Genomic DNA, 14,059 nt, shown 5'->3' on the forward strand with positions numbered 1-14,059 from the left:
ATGGCCGGCCGCTGTTGTCCGACTGTCAACCACAGTTACCCGACGGCCAGCCACAGGGCTACTCCCAGCATCAGACTGCCGGCGATACGGTTCATCAGTTTGACCTTGCCTTTTTGCTGCAGTACCCGGCTCAGGGTGCGACCGCCGGTGGCGTAGAGCAGCATACAGATGAACTCCAGCGACAGGATGATCGACACCAGCATCAGTAGCTGACCGGTCAGCGGCGCCTTGTTGTCGATAAAGGGAGGCAACAGGGCGATGAAAAAAGCCCAGCCCTTGGGGTTGGCGATGGCGGTAATGAAGCCCTGGCTGATGAGGGTGCGGGCCGGTATATGACGCGGGCCGGCATCCACCGGGCTCAGGGCCAGTTTGCCCCGGGAGCGCCACAGCTGAATGCCGAGCCAGGCCAGGTAGAGGCCGCCGCCGTACTTGAGCACTTGAAACAGTTGCGGATATTGCAGCATGATGGCCGCCACACCGACCACGGCCAGGCAAGCCACCAGGCCCACGCCGACCAGCTCGCCGACCATCATCCACAGGGTGCGACGCACCCCGACCGTCATCCCTAGCGACAGCGCCAGCGTCATGCACATGCCCGGCGTGACCGAGACGAAGAAAAAGGTGGGGATAAACACCATCAAGACTGCAGAGCTAATAGCACACCTACCTGTTTATCTGGCTTGATTTGTAGAGGTTATCCGCCATTGTAGGCCAAATGCCGGACAACAGGCTACGGCTATTTAGGGAGAACCGAGAGGCAGGGCGTGCGTGAGAATAGAACGGAGTGGGGAAGAGCACACCCTTCCATCACTCCGTATCCGGTTAGCTATTATGCCGTCGGTAATCAGTCGCCGAAGCGGGGGCTGAATACCAGGCGGCCGGGGGCGATGTCCATGGCCACCGGCGCCTTGCTCAGCCAGCTGTAGCGGCTGTCGTCGAGCCGGTAGACCGGCTGGTTTTCCAGTACCGAACGCAGCAGTTGCATCATGCCGGCAGAAGCGGCGGTCATGTCACCCTGGTAGCCGAAGGCGTCAACCTTGCTTTGCAGCAGCTTGATATCACGTAAAAAAATCGCATTTTGCCGGCGGTCGTAGACCGGGCGCCCCTCGATGGCCAGATCCAGCTGGGCCGGAAAGCGGGCGATCAGGGCATTGATGGCGGTTTCGCCCTGCAGATTGAGGCGCACCACGTCACGGCTCTCGGGACCTATCTGCAGATCCAGGTTGTCGATGCGGGTTTCTACCAGCCCCTGAGTAAAGCGTGGTGCCTGCTGCTCCAGCAGGGTGTAGAGCGATTTTTCTACTTCGTTTTCTGAGACGCTGTACTGGCTGAGTCCGGCACAGGCGCTCAGCAGCAGGGTACTCAACAGGATAATAACGGACTTGAACATGGTATACCTCGATTTAAAGGACAGGTGAGGAGTGAGGAGTGAGGAGTGAGGAGTGAGGGCTCAGAGCAAAACACAAACGTGTCTTTCCCCCTCACTCCTCACGACTTCCTCCTCACGTTTCACCCATCCCCCCTCACCGTTTCAACGCAGCAGTTGATCCAGCTGATTGGCGAAGGTCTGACGGTCGGCGGGGCTCAGGGTGGGCGGCCCGCCTGTGTGTACGCCGCTGGAACGCAGGGTATCCATAAAGTCGCGCATGGTCAGCTTGGCCCTGATGGTGCCCTTGTCATACCGTTCGCCGCGCGGGCTCAGCACCCGGGCGTCTTTTGCCAGTGCCTCGGCGGCCAGCGGAATATCGGCGGTGATCAGAATTTCTCCGGGCTGGATGCGGGCCACGATTTCATCGTCGGCCACATCGAAGCCCTTTGGTACCTGCAACTGCTTGATCAGGGGGGAGCCCGGCAGTGGCAACGGATGATTGGCGACCATGGTCAGCGGCGTCCGGGTACGCTCGGCGGCGCGAAACAGAATATCGCGGATCACCTTGGGGCAGGCATCCGCATCTACCCAAATGTGCATCAATTATACCGGCTCGGTTTTTTCTTGCGATCGATGGCGTCCTGTACTTCACGGGGTTCGACTACCACACCGGTGGCGTCGGGGGTGGGGAACACCGCCACCATCAGTTCATCATCTTCCATACCGGGTACCCAGCGGCTTTGCCAGACCTTGAGGCTGATGGCCTCTGGCTTGCACTGGCTCCAGTCGTCCACGGCCCATTCCTTGGCATAGTCGGCGTGGGGCCACACCGGAATGCAGTCTTCGTCGTCATCCGAGGTCAGCATCATGCAACCGTGCTCGTCGGTAAGGATCCAGAGCTCGTCGTGCTCGCACACCCGTGATACGAAATGGTTGAAACGTTCGTCATCGCGCATGGTCTGGGCGGCGGCTTTGTCTGCGTCGGTCAGGATATAGCTCATGGTTTTTCTCATACAGGGAATCTGCCTGCATGTTCACATCGCAGGCCCTGTGTTGTCCAGCTTAAGCACCCGTTGCGTTGAATTTGTTCCAGGCTTTTTCATGAAAGAAATAGGCGACGGTATTGACCATGGGCTCGACCAGCGCGATCAATCCGCCGACCAGTAAATCGCCGGACAGCAGGTAAGCGACGCTGAAGGCCACGGTAAAATGCACGAGGGCAAAGGTGACGGTTTTAAGCATGGTGAGCCATCTATTGAGTGTGTCGGGGTTGTAGTTAAATGATAATGGTTTTCATTTTGTTGTCCATGAGTTGTTTGTTGCCATATTAATTGGCACTTCCTATCAAACAAATGCGGCCATGGGGTAATTGAGCGTTTACAGTCGTCGCTGGGCGGGATAGATTGAAAACCAGTCTTTTCCGATAAAAGCGAGCCAGGGGCTCGGTAATGTAAGCAGGGTTGCTCATGCACTTTCAAACCGACGATATCCGCATTAACGAAATCAAAGAACTACTTCCACCGATAGCGGTGCTGGAAAAATATCCGGCCACCGATACCGCCTCGTCGACCGTATTCGAATCACGTCAGGCCATTCACCGACTGCTGGCTGACGAAGATGATCGTCTGCTGGTGGTGATCGGTCCCTGCTCTATTCACGACACCGAGGCGGCCATCGAATATGGCAAGCGGCTCAAGGTGTTGCGCGATCACTATGCGGACAGGCTGGAAATCGTGATGCGGGTCTATTTTGAAAAGCCGCGCACCACCGTCGGCTGGAAGGGGCTGATCAACGACCCTTATCTGGACAACAGTTTTCAGATCAACGATGGCCTGCGCACCGGTCGCAAGCTGCTGCTGGATCTCAACGATCTGGGTCTGCCCACCGCCAGCGAATTTCTCGACATGATCACGCCGCAGTATCTGGCAGATCTGATGAGCTGGGGCGCCATCGGTGCCCGCACCACCGAGTCTCAGGTACACCGTGAGCTGGCGTCCGGTCTGTCCTGCCCGGTCGGGTTCAAGAATGGTACCGACGGCACCATCAAGGTGGCGGCCGATGCCATTGGTGCCGCCAGTGCCTCGCACCACTTTCTGTCGGTAACCAAGCTGGGCCATTCCGCCATTGTCGCCACCGCCGGCAACCCGGACTGCCATATCATTCTGCGCGGCGGCAAGGAGCCGAATTACAGCGCCGATCACGTAGCCACGGTCTGCGCCGGGCTGGAAAAAGCCGGACTGCCGCAGAAGCTGATGATCGATTTCAGCCATGCCAACAGCAGCAAGCAGTACCAGCGCCAGATGGTGGTCTGTGACGATGTCTGCACCCAGCTGGCCGCCGGTGAGCAGGCGATCATGGGCGTGATGGTGGAAAGCCATCTGGTCGAAGGCCGTCAGGATCTGGAAGAGGGGTGCGAGCTTACCTATGGTCAGAGCATCACCGACGCCTGCATCGGCTGGGACGATACCGAAGTCCTGCTGGCGCGACTGGCCGACGCCGTGACCGCTCGTCGTCAGGCTTGAGTCGTCCGATAATCCGTTAAAAAAGGAGCCGCAAGGCTCCTTTTTGTTTCTCGCTCCCAAAATGCCGAGAGGCGGTTGTTTGAGTCAGGAAAGAGGACGAAGGGCCAGCTCCGCCGACTCGCCGTACATACATCCTTGTAGGCTCAGCCGCGCCATCCGTGGCGCGGATGGTCGGCTGAGCAGATCCCTCCGTCCTCTTTGATACATCGGCGTTGCCGGTTGGCACCTCCTGCGGGCGACTCCCAAGCCGAAAGGAGGGCAAAGGGGATCACAGAGCCGACCGTGACATGCCATGGATGGCATGTCCGAGCTCACATGGATGTGCTTGTAGCGTGTCGGCGTCGTGACCCCTTTGGTCGACTTGTGCGGTGTTGATTGCTGCACTTTCAGCGAGTCTGGAGTGAACAACAAAAAAGGAGCCTTTCGGCTCCTTTTTAATGCAGGGTAGGGCGATTACTTCACTTCCACACCCTGGGCCTGCAGATCCGCGTGGTAAGACGAGCGGACGAAGGGGCCGCAGGCGGCGTGGGTGAAACCGATGCTGTCGGCAATCACTTTCAGCTCGTCGAACTCTGCCGGCGGCACGTAGCGCTTCACCGGCAGGTGATGACGGCTCGGCTGCAGGTACTGGCCCAGCGTCAGCATGGTGACGTTGTGAGCACGCAGATCCTTGAGTACCTCTGCGATTTCTTCGTTGGTTTCGCCAAGGCCCATCATCAGGCCGGACTTGGTGGCTACCTGCGGGTGCATTTCCTTGAACCGGCGCAGCAGCTCCAGCGACCACTTGTAATCGGCGCCGGGACGGGCGACGCGATACAGGCGCGGGGCGGTTTCCAGGTTGTGGTTGAACACGTCCGGCGGAGTATCCTTGAAGATTTCCAGCGCGGTGTCCATGCGGCCACGGAAGTCCGGGGTCAGAATTTCAATCCTGGTGTTCGGGCTCTGCTCGCGAATGGCGCGAATACAGTCGACGAAGTGCTGGGCACCGCCGTCACGCAGATCGTCCCGGTCTACCGAGGTGATCACCACGTACTTGAGGCCCAGTTCCTTTATGGTCTTGGCCAGCTTGGCCGGCTCTTCCGGATCCACCGCCAGCGGGCGGCCGTGGGCCACATCGCAGAACGGGCAGCGGCGGGTACAGATGGCGCCGAGGATCATGAAGGTGGCGGTGCCGTGGTTGAAGCACTCGGGCAGGTTGGGGCAGGACGCCTCTTCGCAGACCGAATGCAGCTTGTTCTCGCGCATGATGCTCTTCAGGTTCTGTATGCGCTGGTTGCTGGGAGGAAGCTTGATCTTCATCCACTCCGGCTTGCGCAACACTTCCTCGTCTGCCTCCGGCATGTACTTGACCGGGATCAGGGCCATCTTGTCGGCATCACGCAATTTTACGCCGGGCTCTACGCGTACAGGTTTATTCATAATTTCAGTTTCTCTGTGGTGTAGTAGAGATGTTGATAACCAAGCTGATCTGCCAGCAAGGGTACCAGTCGGGACTGAGCTTCTTCAAGGGTCTGGGGTCCGCCCAGGGCACAACACTGGGTCATGGCCATGCCGGCGTACCCGCAGGGGTTGATCCGCAGAAAGGGAGTCAAATCCATATTGACGTTCAGCGCCAGTCCATGAAAAGAGCAGCCGCGGCGTACCCGTAGCCCCAGAGAGGCAATCTTGCTGTCTCCCACATAAACGCCGGGAGCATCGGGCTTGGCATAGGCTGCAATCTGATAATCGGCCAGCAGGTTGACGATGGCGCTTTCCATGCCGGTGACCAGGGGTCGAACGCCGAGTTTCTTGCGGCGTACATCGACCAGCAGATACAGCACCAGCTGACCGGGTCCATGATAGGTAACCTGGCCGCCGCGGTCTGTCTGTACCAGTGGAATGTCGCCGACATTGATAATATGCTCGGCCTTGCCGGCCTGACCCTGGGTGAACACCGGCAGATGCTCGACCAGCCAGAATTCATCCTGGGTGTCTTCGCCCCGCTGATCGGTAAACGTCTGCATGGTATGCCAGACGTGTTCATAGGAGGCCTGTCCCCAGTGCCTGACGGTAAGCTTATCCTGCGGCATCACTATGTCCTAGAGTACGTACTTGACCAGTTCCAGTTCACCCAGTTGCTGGTACAGCAATTCGACCTGTTCCTTGCTGTGTACCGTGACCTGCACGGTCACCGCATGGTAGGTACCCTTGCTGCTGGGGCGAACCTGGGGACTGTAATCACCGGGCACATGCTGTTGCAGCACTTCCACCACCATATCGGGCAGACGCTCGTCGGCCAAGCCCAGGATCTTGAAGGGAAAGCGGCAGGGAAAATCGAGCAACTCATCAAATTTGGTATTCATGGCAACCTTTACAACGTGCGGTATTCGGGGGTAATGGAGACTGTTCCATAACCAATGTCACATTTTTATCATAAAATCGCCGGTTTCGAAACCGGCAAGTCATCGAGCCAGAGAAGAGTCGTGATAAAAAAAGCCGGAAGCGCATTCCTTCCGGCTTGTGGTTTATCCGACTCGGCGATGCTTAGTTGAACAGATCCTGAACCAGCAACTTGATGTAGTCGATCAGACGGCTGAAGATGCCACCCTGCTCGACTTCTTCCAGCGCCACCAGCGGCATGGTTATCACGTCTTTGCCGTCGAGTTTCAGGTGCAGGGTGCCGACCTGCTCGCCTTTGGCCAGCGGGGCTTTCAATGCCTTGTCGAGGGTAAAGTCGGCTTCCAGGCTCTGAGCCTGGCCACGGGGAATGGTCACCGCGACCGTCTTGTCGACGCCGAGGGCGACGGTGTCCTTGTCACCCATCCAGATGCGCTGATCCATCAGCTTGCTGCCCGCCTGATACGGGGTCAGCGTCTGATAGAAGCGAAAGCCATAGGTCAGCAGTTTCTTGCTTTCGGAGGCGCGCATCCGTTCGTTCGATGCTCCCATCACCACGGCGATCAGGCGCATATCTTCCTTGGTGGCGGATGACACTAGGTTATAACCCACGGCCTCGACATGACCGGTCTTGATGCCGTCGACATTCAGCGACTGATCCCACAGCAGGGTATTGCGGTTGTGCTGGGTTATACCATTGAAGGTAAAGGATTTTTCAGCATATATTTTATATTCTTCCGGCACATCGCGGATCAGCGCCTGCCCCAGCCGCGCCATGTCGTAAGCGGTGGTATACATGTCGTCGCTGTGCAGGCCGTGCGGGGTGACGAAGTGACTGTCGTTCATGCCCAGGCGCGCCGCCCAGCCATTCATCAGATCGGCAAAGGAATTGACGCTGCCGGCCAGATGTTCGGCCACGGCCACGGTGGCATCGTTACCGGACTGGATGATGATGCCCCGGTTCAGCTGATCGATGCTGACCTGCTTGCCCACTTCCAGAAACATCACCGACGAGCCGGGAAAGTTCTGTGCCCAGGCCGCTTCACTGATGGTGACCAGATCGTCCCGCTTGACCTTACCTTCCTGCAGCGCCTGACCCAGAATGTAGGAGGTCATCATCTTGGTCAGGCTGGCCGGCGGCAGTTTTTCGTCGGCCTGGTGCGACACCAGTACCTGGCCGCTGGAATAGTCCATCAGTACATAGGATTTGGCAGCGATGGCCGGCGGCTCCGGAATCATGGGGCCCTGAGTCTGTGCCTGAGTGGTAAAGGACACAAAAGCGGCGAGGAATAAGGAGGGGAGAGTGTTAACCATACGCATAACGTCTGCTGGGTCCCTGTGTAAAGAGGCAGTGGCTGCCGGTATAAGATGAATTAAAACAGGCTGTTCAGTTCAGAAAATAGGCCTGTGCATACCCTTCGGCAATCAGCCGGGTCAGGGTTTTTTCTGTTTTATTGGCCGGAATAGGCCCCATCTGCAGGCGATACCATTCAGACTGGCGCTCGACTCGGGCGGGGAAACCATACTCTTTGCTCAGGCGGGCAGCAAGTTCCTTGGCTTTATCGGCAGAGCGGGTGGCCAGTAACTGAATATGTTTACCTTCGGTGACCTTTGCCAGGCGGGTTTCCTGGCCGTCGGGTGCCACCTTGATCAGCTCGATTTTCACCGGCGCGGTGCCGGTATTGAGCATGCCCAGCTTGTAGGCGGCGGCATAGGACACATCGAGTACCCGGTCGTCGTGGAAGGGACCGCGATCATTGACCCGCACCACCACCTGTTTGCCGTTTTCCTTGTTGGTGACCCGCACGAAGGAAGGCAACGGCAGATTCTTGTGGGCGGCAGTCATGGTATACATGTCATATACCTCGCCGTTGGAGGTGTGATAGCCGTGGAACTTGGCGCCATACCAGGAGGCCATGCCTTCATCCTGGTAGTTCTCGACTTCCTGCCATACCTCGTAATCCTGCCCCCAGACGTTGTAGTTCTTGTTGCCCTGGCGGGTATAGGGTTCATAGCGCGGCACCGCGTCCTTGACGTGGTCCAGGTTGGGCGCCACACCCGGTGGCTTGTCCTGGCGCAGGGCATACCGGCCGCCGGCGGTTTCCCGATCGTAGGCATCATCCTGGGTCTGGCCCTGTTCGGGATCAGGCTGGGAACTGCAGGCGGCAAGCATCAGTGCCGCCAACGGCAAAAGGGATTTAGAGAGACTGTTCATAGGCCTGCTTAAGCTGCTCACTGAGTTGATAGACTGCCATGGCGTACAAGGGGCTGCGATTATAGCGGGTAATCACGTAAAAGTTATGTCTTACCACCCAATATTCCGGCCCGTCGACGCCGTCCAGACGGATCAGCTTGACCGGCGTATCGGCGGCCAGCTCCTGATCGACGACCACACCGGCGGCGGCCAGTTCGGCCCAGCTGTGGCTCATTTCCAGTGCCGGACTCAGCAGGGCGTCGGCCGCCTCGGTATCGGTCACTTTAGCCGGGTAGGCGACATCGTCACCCGGCTGCCATTTATGCTCGTGAAAGTAGTTGGCGACGCTGCCGATGGCATCGACCGGCTGAAACAGATTGCGCACGCCGTCGGCGTCGAAGTCGACCGCATAATGACGGTAGCTGGAGGAAATAAACTGGCCCATGCCCATGGCGCCGGCGTAGGAGCCTTTCTGCTCATCCAGCGTCCAGTCCTGCTCTTTGGCCAGTTGCAGGTAATGGGCGAACTCGGAGCGGAAGAATTCGCCCCGGGGCGGGTAGTTGAAGCCCAGGGTATAGAGCGCATCCAGTACCTTGTGGCTGCCCATGTGGGCGCCATAAAAGGTTTCCACCCCTATGATGGCGGTAATGACTTGTGCCGGCACCTGCAGTTCCTGCTCGGCCCGGGCCAGCAGTTCGGCATGTTGCTGCCAGAATTCGACGCCCTGCTGCAGACGTTTGTCGGTCAGAAAGATGGGTCTGTACTGGTGCCAGGGCTTGGCTTCTGCCGGGCGGGTCATGGCATCGATGATCGATTGCTGATAAGTAGCCTGGGTGATGGCGTCGTTCAACTCGGTGACGGGCAACTCGAACTTGCCGGCCAGCTCGTCGAGCCAGCGCTGCTGTTCCGGATTCATCTCTGCGGCCGTTACCGAGGTGGTGAACAGCAAGGCGGCAGAAACAAGGGCAAGACGCATTCGATAATCCTTTTATTTGGCCAACAGGCGCTTATGAGTATGCACGGACATCAGGATGCCAAATCCGGCCATCAGTGTCACCATGGAGGTACCGCCGTAACTGATCAGGGGCAAGGGCACTCCCACCACCGGCAGCAGGCCGCTGACCATGCCGATATTGACGAACACGTACACGAAAAAAGTCAGGGTCAGGGCGCCACCGAGCAGACGGGGAAACGCCCCCTGGGCCTGCATCGAGATATAGAGGCCGCGCCAGATGATGAACAGATAGAGCAGCATCAGCAGGCAGACGCCAACCAGGCCGAACTCTTCACTCAATACCGCAAAGATAAAGTCGGTATGGCGTTCGGGCAGAAACTCCAGCTGCGACTGGGTGCCCTGCAGCCAGCCCTTGCCCCAGAGTCCGCCCGAGCCGATGGCAATCTTGGACTGGATGATATGATAACCGGCGCCCAGTGGGTCACTTTCCGGATTGAGCAGAGTCAGAACCCGTCGTTTCTGATAGTCGTGCATCAGAAAAAACCACAGGGCCGGCAGAAAGGCGGCAATGGCAGCCACGGCGGCCATAATCAGTCGCCAGGACATGCCGGCCAGAAAAATGACGAAAAAACCGGAGGCCGCCACCAGCAGAGACGTGCCCAGATCCGGTTGCTTGGCGATCAGCAGGGTGGGGAGCAGCACCAGCCCCAGTGCCAGAAAGACATGCAACAGGCTGGGTGGCAGCGGATAGCGGCTGATATAGGCGGCGATGGTCATCGGCATCACCAGCTTCATGATTTCCGAGGGTTGGAAGCGAAAAGAGCCCAATTCCAGCCAGCGTTGTGCCCCCTTGCCGATATCGCCGACCAGCAGCACCAGCACCAGCAGTATGACCCCCAGCATAAACACCGGTGGCGCCCAGCGGGCGTAGAAGCCGGGCGGTAATTGCGCCAGCACCATCATTACCACCAGTGACAGGCCGATACGCAGACCCTGACGAGTAAGCGAGTCCAGGCTTTCACCGGAGGCGGAATAAAGAATGGCCAGGCTGGCGCCGAGCAGGGTCAGCAGCGCCAGCAGCAGCGGCCAGTCCAGGTGCAATATCTCCGACAGGGAGCGGCGGCGCTGTCGTTTATTCATGTGTCTGTTCCTCGCCTTCGGGGTCCTGCAATAGCTCGGGAATCATGTAGAGATCGAGCAGAGCCCGGGCCACGGGAGCGGCGTGTGAGCTGCCGCCACCGGCGTTTTCCAATACCACAGATACGACGACTTCCGGATTTTCAAAGGGTGCGTAGGCCACAAACAGGGCGTTGTCGCGCAGATGTTCCTTGGTACTGGCGTGGTCGTACTGCTGGTTTTCGGCCAGGCCGAATACCTGAGCGGTACCGGACTTGCCGCCCGCCTTGTAGGGGGTATCGGCAAAGGCCCGCCGGGCGGTGCCCTCTCTGCCGTTGATTACCCGGTACATGCCGGAAAGACCCACATCCCAGAAGCTGTCTTGCTTCAGTTGAATGGGATTACCTTTACTGACCGGCATCGAGATCATGCCCTCGGGTCCCTTGATGCCATGCAACAGCCGGGGATGAACCGTTTCGCCGTGGTCCACCATGATGGCGACGGCCCGGGCAAGTTGCAGCGGGGTCGCGGTCCAGTAGCCCTGACCGATACCGATCGAGATGGTGTCGCCCTGATACCAGGGTTGCTTGTGGCGTGCCTGCTTCCAGTCGCGGGACGGCATGGTACCGCTGGTTTCTTCGTGCAGATCGACCCCGGAATACTGGCCGAAGCCGAAGCGGCTCATGTAATCGTTGATCTTGTCTATGCCCACCCGGTAGGCCAGATCGTAGAAGAAGGTATCGGCCGAGATTTCGATGGCCCGGTACACATCCATCCAGCCGTGGCCCCAGCGCCGCCAGTCGCGGAATTTACGCTTGGTATTGGGGATCTGGAAATAGGGTCCGCCAAAGAAACGGGTGCTGGGGGTGATGGCGCCTTCGTTCAGCCCCATGACCGACATCATCGGCTTGACGGTAGAGGCGGGGGCGTAGATGCCCTGGCTGGCTCGGTTGATCAGCGGGCGGTCCGGGTTGTTAAGTAGCTCCCGGTATTGTGGGCTGCTGATGCCGTGCACGAACAGATTGGGGTCGTAGCTGGGGCTGGAAATCAGCGCCAGTATCTTGCCGTCTTTCGGGCTCATGATGACGGCGGCACCCCGGCGCTCGGCCATCAGTTTCTGCGCTTTCTGCTGCAGCGCCACATCCACGTTGAGATAGATATCGCTGCCCGGTATCGGCGGTTGGTACTTGAGGGTGCGGATCACCCGGCCGCGGTTGTTGACCTCGACTTCCTGATAGCCGGCCTGGCCGTGCAGCAGATCCTCGTAGTAACGCTCTACCCCCAGCTTGCCGATATCGCGGGTGGCGGCGTAGTTGGCCAGCTTGTTGTCTTCCTGCAGGCGCACCACGTCCTTGTCGTTGATACGCGCCACATAGCCGATCACGTGGGTGAAGGTATCCCGGTAGGGATAAAAGCGCTTGAGATAGGCCTCGATGTTCGCGCCCGGGTATTTATGCTGATTGATGCTGAACAGGGCCACCTGCTCTTCGCTCAGGCGATTGACCAGCACCACCGGGTTGAAACGGCGCTGGCGGCGCACGTCGGCCAGAAAGCGGGCCTTGACCTCGGGATCCAGGTCGAGCAGCGCAATCAACTCGTCGACGGTGGTGTCCAGATCGGGGGATTGTTCGGGAATGATTTCCAGGCTGTAGATGGGCCGGTTTTCCGCCAGCAGCACGCCGTTGCGATCGAAGATCAGGCCGCGGGTGGGGGCGATGGGCAGCACCTTGATGCGGTTATCGTTGGAGCGGGTCTGATAACTCTGGTGTTCGTTGATCTGCAGATGGTAAAGATTGGCAAGCAATACCCCCAGCAATATCACTATGCCCATAAACGCTATCACCGCCCGGCGCCAGTACAGGGATGATTCGGCGCCATGATCGCGCATCTTTACCCGGCCTTTTGCCATCATTATTCCCGGTGATAGGGGTGGTTGTTATTGATGCTCCAGGCGCGATACAGGCTTTCTGCCGCCACTACCCGCACCAGCGGATGAGGCAGCGTCAGTGGCGATAGCGACCAGGATTGTTCTGCGGCGGCCTTGCAGGCCGGCGACAGCCCTTCGGGACCGCCGATCAGAATGGCGACATCCCGGCCGTCAAGCTGCCAGCGGGTCAGCTCGCCGGATACTTGCTCCGTGGTCCAGGGGCGGCCCGGAATATCGAGGGTGACGATGCGCGCCGACTTGGCCACCGCCGCCAGCATCTGCTCGCCTTCCTTGTGCAGAATGCGCTCGATATCGGCATTCTTGCCGCGTTTACCGGCCGCGATCTCGACCAGCTCAAGCGGCAGATCCCGAGGGAAACGCCGCTGATATTCCTGAAAACCGGCGGTTACCCAGGCCGGCATTTTGGTGCCGACCGCCACCAGTTGCAATTTCATCAGGCTACGGCTCCGACGCTATTGCCACCCCAGAGTTTTTCGAGCTGGTAAAAGTCGCGGGTTTCTTCCTGCATTACGTGCACGATGACATCGCCCAGATCGACCAGTACCCATTCTCCGGCGTCCATACCGTCTACACACATCAGGTGCAGGCCGGCATGCTTGGCTTCGGTGGCCAGGTGCTCGGCGATGGAATTGACATGACGGCTGGAATTACCGGAGCAGATGATCATGCAGTCGGTGATGGTGGACTTGCCGCTAACATCCAGAACCTGAATATCGCGGGCTTTCAGATCGTCGAGCTTGTCGACGATAAAGGTATGCAGTTCTTGACCTTGCAAGGGGGCGTTCTCCTCAATTCAAAATGACAGCGAATTATAACACGGGCCTGTTATAGAGTCCCTTATCTCGAATATAGTCCGCGACCGGGTCAGGCAATAAATATTGCGGATTGTTCCCGGCCCGAATGCATTCACGAATCCGGGTGGAGGAAATATCCAGTTGCGGGTTATCGATAAGGTAAATACAGCCGGCCGGTTTGCGATGCAACTGCTCGCTGTCCCGGGTGCCGTGGGCCTGATACAGCGCTTCTATGGTCGGATTGAACTCGGGCATCCAGCCGGGCCTGTGGCTGACTACCAGGTGGGCATGATCGAGCAGCTCCTGCCAGCGATGCCAGCGATCCAGGCTGCACAGGGAGTCCATGCCCATCAGAAAGCACAAGGGAACCCGGGGAAATTCCCGACGCAGCTCGATCAGCGTCTCTACGGTGTAGGAGGGGCGGTCGCGCCTCAGTTCCCGGTCGTCGACGGTCAGGCCCGGAGTCTGAGCTGCCGCCAGTTTTACCATGGCCAGCCGATGTTCCGGCGCGCTGTCGGGCGAGGCCCTGTGGGGCGGAATATAGTTGGGCAACAGCCGCACCTCGGCCAGTTCCAGTCGCTCCAGCACATGAATGGCCGGGCGCAGATGGCCGATATGAATGGGGTCGAAGGTGCCGCCCAGCAGGCCGATGGCTTTTTTCATCAATAGCTCCGTGAGGAGTGAGGGGGGAAAGCGGTGAGGGGTAAGAGGGAACAGACAGGCAAGGATCGTTTGCCGAGTGCGAAGGCCGTCGGCAATTTGGCCCCAAGTGTGTTGAACTGTCT

General features: G+C 58.7%; 17 protein-coding genes. 1 reads left to right on the plus strand and 16 read right to left on the minus strand.

Annotated features, from left to right (window positions below):
- Positions 1–35: 35 nt before the first annotated feature.
- The 5 genes from Q0753_RS07410 to Q0753_RS07430 form a co-directional block, all read right to left on the minus strand.
- Positions 36–638, minus strand: a complete 603-nt coding sequence (locus Q0753_RS07410) for a LysE family translocator (protein WP_298719049.1) — start codon at positions 636–638, stop codon at positions 36–38.
- A gap of 206 nt (positions 639–844) precedes the next feature.
- Positions 845–1,390: a DUF1439 domain-containing protein gene (locus tag Q0753_RS07415; protein WP_298719051.1), complete on the minus strand. Its 546-nt coding sequence runs from the start codon at positions 1,388–1,390 to the stop codon at positions 845–847.
- A gap of 141 nt (positions 1,391–1,531) precedes the next feature.
- Positions 1,532–1,969 (minus strand): YaiI/YqxD family protein, encoded by a 438-nt coding sequence (locus Q0753_RS07420; RefSeq protein ID WP_298719053.1) that lies wholly within the window; start codon positions 1,967–1,969, stop codon positions 1,532–1,534.
- Positions 1,969–2,370, minus strand: coding sequence for a DUF2750 domain-containing protein (locus Q0753_RS07425; RefSeq protein ID WP_298719054.1), 402 nt, complete (start codon positions 2,368–2,370; stop codon positions 1,969–1,971). The genes Q0753_RS07420 and Q0753_RS07425 overlap by 1 nt, the downstream gene beginning before the upstream one ends.
- Positions 2,371–2,431: 61 nt before the next feature.
- Positions 2,432–2,611 carry a DUF2061 domain-containing protein gene (locus tag Q0753_RS07430; protein WP_298719056.1) on the minus strand — a complete coding sequence of 60 codons (180 nt, stop codon included), beginning with the start codon at positions 2,609–2,611 and terminating at the stop codon, positions 2,432–2,434.
- 224 nt (positions 2,612–2,835) lie between these two features.
- Here Q0753_RS07430 and aroG point away from each other — a divergent pair, with 224 nt between their 5' ends.
- Complete coding sequence (gene aroG / locus Q0753_RS07435) at positions 2,836–3,891, plus strand: 3-deoxy-7-phosphoheptulonate synthase AroG (protein ID WP_298719058.1); 1,056 nt, start codon at positions 2,836–2,838, stop codon at positions 3,889–3,891.
- Between the two features lie 453 nt (positions 3,892–4,344).
- On the opposite strand, the gene lipA is transcribed toward aroG, so the two are convergent.
- From lipA to nadD, 11 genes are all read right to left on the minus strand, one after another.
- Positions 4,345–5,310 (minus strand): lipoyl synthase, encoded by a 966-nt coding sequence (gene lipA / locus Q0753_RS07440; protein WP_298719060.1) that lies wholly within the window; start codon positions 5,308–5,310, stop codon positions 4,345–4,347.
- On the minus strand, positions 5,307–5,960 hold the full coding sequence (gene lipB / locus Q0753_RS07445) for a lipoyl(octanoyl) transferase LipB (RefSeq protein WP_298719062.1): 654 nt from the start codon (positions 5,958–5,960) through the stop codon (positions 5,307–5,309). Before lipB ends, lipA begins: the two co-directional genes overlap by 4 nt.
- A gap of 9 nt (positions 5,961–5,969) precedes the next feature.
- Positions 5,970–6,233 (minus strand): DUF493 family protein YbeD, encoded by a 264-nt coding sequence (gene ybeD / locus Q0753_RS07450; protein WP_298719064.1) that lies wholly within the window; start codon positions 6,231–6,233, stop codon positions 5,970–5,972.
- A 181-nt stretch (positions 6,234–6,414) separates the two neighbouring features.
- Positions 6,415–7,587, minus strand: a complete 1,173-nt coding sequence (locus tag Q0753_RS07455) for a serine hydrolase (RefSeq protein WP_298719066.1) — start codon at positions 7,585–7,587, stop codon at positions 6,415–6,417.
- Between the two features lie 67 nt (positions 7,588–7,654).
- Positions 7,655–8,482, minus strand: coding sequence for a septal ring lytic transglycosylase RlpA family protein (locus tag Q0753_RS07460; protein WP_298719068.1), 828 nt, complete (start codon positions 8,480–8,482; stop codon positions 7,655–7,657).
- Complete coding sequence (gene mltB / locus Q0753_RS07465) at positions 8,466–9,437, minus strand: lytic murein transglycosylase B (protein WP_298719070.1); 972 nt, start codon at positions 9,435–9,437, stop codon at positions 8,466–8,468. Before mltB ends, Q0753_RS07460 begins: the two co-directional genes overlap by 17 nt.
- Before the next feature lie 12 nt (positions 9,438–9,449).
- Positions 9,450–10,556 (minus strand): rod shape-determining protein RodA, encoded by a 1,107-nt coding sequence (gene rodA, locus Q0753_RS07470; protein WP_298719072.1) that lies wholly within the window; start codon positions 10,554–10,556, stop codon positions 9,450–9,452.
- Positions 10,549–12,441 (minus strand): penicillin-binding protein 2, encoded by a 1,893-nt coding sequence (mrdA, locus tag Q0753_RS07475; protein WP_298719074.1) that lies wholly within the window; start codon positions 12,439–12,441, stop codon positions 10,549–10,551. Before mrdA ends, rodA begins: the two co-directional genes overlap by 8 nt.
- Before the next feature lie 2 nt (positions 12,442–12,443).
- Positions 12,444–12,914 carry a 23S rRNA (pseudouridine(1915)-N(3))-methyltransferase RlmH gene (rlmH, locus tag Q0753_RS07480; protein WP_298719075.1) on the minus strand — a complete coding sequence of 157 codons (471 nt, stop codon included), beginning with the start codon at positions 12,912–12,914 and terminating at the stop codon, positions 12,444–12,446.
- Positions 12,914–13,255, minus strand: coding sequence for a ribosome silencing factor (gene rsfS / locus Q0753_RS07485; protein ID WP_298719077.1), 342 nt, complete (start codon positions 13,253–13,255; stop codon positions 12,914–12,916). Before rsfS ends, rlmH begins: the two co-directional genes overlap by 1 nt.
- A 34-nt stretch (positions 13,256–13,289) precedes the next feature.
- The gene (nadD, locus tag Q0753_RS07490) at positions 13,290–13,940 is read right to left on the minus strand and encodes a nicotinate-nucleotide adenylyltransferase (RefSeq protein ID WP_298719079.1); all 651 of its coding nucleotides are present in this window, start codon (positions 13,938–13,940) and stop codon (positions 13,290–13,292) included.
- Positions 13,941–14,059 lie beyond the last annotated feature (119 nt).

Origin of the sequence: uncultured Oceanisphaera sp. (genome assembly GCF_947495715.1) — a bacterium.
Classification (GTDB): domain Bacteria; phylum Pseudomonadota; class Gammaproteobacteria; order Enterobacterales; family Aeromonadaceae; genus Oceanimonas; species Oceanimonas sediminis.